Below are 1,045 nucleotides of genomic sequence, written 5' to 3'. Positions count from 1 at the left end.
GAGGCGGGCACTTCGCCCATGCCCTACTTTTCTGAGACCCGTGAGAAAGCGGCCCGTCACCCGTGCGCGGCGGGCGCGGTCACGACGCTCAGATGCCACCTGTCCAGCCACGGCCGCACCAGCTCGGCGACGGAGAACTTCGCGGGCGCGGCGCAGCCGATCCGCGGGGTGTCGGGGTCGCCGCCGCGGATCAGGATGCCGACGGCGCTGGCGGTGCCGTCGGCCTGGTTGACGTAGACGGGACCGCCCGAATCGCCGCACTGCCCGGTCGCGAGGAACACCACCTTGCTGCCGGTGAGCTGGACGATCTTCCCGCAGGCGTCGGCGCCGGAGCTCATGCCGAACTTGCACAGCTGCTGGCCGAGGTGCAGGCCGCTGGCCACCCCGGAGACGGGCAACGACGCGGCGACGGCCGAGGTTTGGGGCACGTTGTCACCGTCGAGTGTCACCAAGCCGATGTCGTGTTGTTCGTCGTGCACGCCCTCGCTCACGGTGCGGCTGAACGTGCCCAGCGTCGCGTAGGGAAGGACGCCGTCCAGGTTCATCGTCACCCGGCTCATCTCCCCGGGGCGGTTGCAGTGGCCGGCGGTGAGGATGCCGGCCTGACCGGTGCTGGTGCGCACCAAAAAGCCCGCGGTGCAGCCCATCCCGCCCGACCCGTCGGCGAAGTCGACGTAGATGCCGGCCCCGGGCCCGACGGCGCTGGCCGCCGGCAGGTCGATCGGCGCGAGGACGGGCGCCGGAGTGATCTCCTGCGCCTGGTTGACGGAGTCGGGCAGCAGGCAGAAGGTCGCCACCAGCGCGACCGCGCTGCACACCGCCGCGACCTTCAGCAGCGAGTTGTGCATCCGGGAGCGCGCCCGCGGCTCGGGCGACGCGCTGGTGGCCGCCGACGCGCCCCGTTGCAGCCCGCGGTAGCGCTTTCTGCGCTTGGGCAGCAACGGCAACAGGGCGGCCACCACGAGCGCGATGGCGCTGAGGGGGAAGGCGATGGTACCGGTCGGCGAGTACCGCAACCCCCAACTTGCCAGCTCGAGCACGCCGT

1 protein-coding gene is annotated in these 1,045 nt (G+C 71.8%); it reads right to left on the bottom strand.

Annotated features, from left to right (window positions below):
- Positions 1-56 precede the first annotated feature (56 nt).
- Complete coding sequence (locus A5714_RS13095; RefSeq protein ID WP_068285733.1) at positions 57-1,040, bottom strand: S1 family peptidase; 984 nt, start codon at positions 1,038-1,040, stop codon at positions 57-59.
- Between the last annotated feature and the right edge of the window lie 5 nt (positions 1,041-1,045).

This window comes from Mycobacterium sp. E2462 (assembly GCF_001672685.1).
Lineage (GTDB): Bacteria > Actinomycetota > Actinomycetes > Mycobacteriales > Mycobacteriaceae > Mycobacterium.
Note: the sequence above shows the minus strand (reverse complement) of the source record. Positions and strands in the feature narration are given on the sequence as shown.